The following is a 1,774-nucleotide window of genomic DNA, read 5'->3' on the forward strand; positions in this document are numbered from 1 at the left end:
TCCGGCAGCGCGCCAGTGCTGGAGTGCCCGACATCTCCTGGTTCCGACCCGATGGGTACGAGATGGGTGATGACGACTGGGAAAGCGGTTTCGGCAAGTCTGTCGCGGTCTTCATCAACGGCAACGGGATCCCGGATCGGGACCCGCGCGGCCAACGCATCACCGACGACTCGTTCCTGTTGTGCTTCAACGCGCATCACGAACCCATCGAGTATCTGGTCCCCCCGGCGGTATTCGCCGCCCGCTGGGAGCCGGTCCTCTACACCGCGGATTCGGTTCAGGTGGACGGGGCCAAGGCGATCGACGCCGGGCAGCCCCTGATCGTGGATGCCCGTTCCACGCTCGTGCTGCGGGCCGTGCCGCCCGCATCGTGACCGCCGTCACCCCGTCTGACCGGCAACGGGGCATACCACTGCAGGTTTGAGGGGACGCCCCGGTGGGGTACTGACCGGGTACGAATTTTCCCGGCGAAAGGAATGACCATGGGCGACAGTGGACCCGAAGAGGCCGTGAAGGGCATCGTCGAGGACGTCAAGGGCAAGGCCAAGGAAGTCATCGGCATCGTCACCGACCGCGACGACCTCCGCGAAGAGGGCCAGGCCCAGCAGGACAAGGCGGACGCCGCGCGCGATGTGGCCAAGAAGGAAGCCGAAGCCGAAGCCGCCCGCGCAGCCGAAAGCGCTGCCGAGGCGCGCCAGAAAGCCGCCGAATAATCGCAGCCCCGTCCGAGCGGCAAGAGCCACCGCGGCTCTTGCCGCTCGGCTGCTGCATCGACCAAAAAGGATGACCGATGCGGGATTTCACGTGTCCGAATTGCGGGCAGCGGCTGTCGTTCGAGAACTCGGTGTGCCTGAGCTGTGACAGCAGGCTGGGTTTCGCGCTGGATCAGATGGCATTCCTGGTGATCGCGGAGGATGAACTGGCTGAGCAGGCTGGTTCGGTCGCCGACACCGAGTATCAGCTTTGCGCCAATCTTCATCTCGCCGAATGCAATTGGCTGGTTCCGGTTGCCCCGGTGCGGAAGTTGTGCCAGTCGTGCGCGTTGACCCGGACCCGTCCCAACGACGCCGACACCAAGGCCCTGGCCGCGTTCGCGCTGGCCGAGAAGGCCAAGCGTCGGATGATCGTCGAGCTACGCGAACTGGGGTTGCCGATAGTCGGCCGCGATGCCGACCCGGAGTACGGGCTGGCGTTCGACCTGCTGTCCAGCGAGCAGGAGAAGGTGTTCACCGGCCATGAGAACGGGGTGATCACCCTCGATCTCGCCGAGGGCGACGACGTGCACCGCGAACAGTTGCGTATCGCGATGGAGGAGCCCTACCGCACACTGCTCGGCCATTTCCGGCACGAGGTGGGGCACTATTACTTCTACCGGCTGATCGCACCCGTCCAGGAGTATGCGCAGCAGTTCGAGCAACTCTTCGGCGACCCGGATGAGGATTACCAGCAGGCTCTGGATCGGCACTACAACGACGGTCCGCCCACGGACTGGCAGCAGGACTTCGTGTCGTCGTATGCCACCATGCATCCTGCCGAGGACTGGGCCGAGACGTTTGCCCACTACCTGCACATCCGGGACACGCTGGATACGGCCGCGGCGTTCGGTTTCGCTCCGGCCGGGGCTACCTATGAACGGCGCGTGCTGGGGCCCAGCGGGTTCGGCACCATCACCGATATGTGGCTGCCGTTGTCCTGGGGACTCAACATGGTCAACCGGTCGATGGGCAAGGACGACCTGTACCCGTTCGTGCTCACGCCCACGGTGCTGGACAAG

Annotated in this window: 2 protein-coding genes and 1 pseudogene; all 3 read left to right on the top strand. The window is 64.9% G+C overall.

Features of this window, described 5'->3' with window-relative positions; all coding sequences use genetic code 11:
- Positions 1-374, top strand: a pseudogene (locus H7J86_RS27860) (glycogen debranching enzyme); the annotation flags it as partial.
- Positions 375-482: 108 nt separating this feature from the next.
- Complete coding sequence (gene mbp1, locus H7J86_RS27865; RefSeq protein WP_090358965.1) at positions 483-713, top strand: microaggregate-binding protein 1; 231 nt, start codon at positions 483-485, stop codon at positions 711-713.
- Positions 714-790: 77 nt separating this feature from the next.
- The coding region (locus tag H7J86_RS27870; RefSeq protein WP_267294932.1) for a zinc-binding metallopeptidase family protein at positions 791-1,774 on the top strand (984 nt) is incomplete at its 3' end.

It is taken from the genome of Mycobacterium hackensackense (assembly GCF_025822555.1).
In the GTDB taxonomy this organism is placed as follows: domain Bacteria; phylum Actinomycetota; class Actinomycetes; order Mycobacteriales; family Mycobacteriaceae; genus Mycobacterium; species Mycobacterium fluoranthenivorans.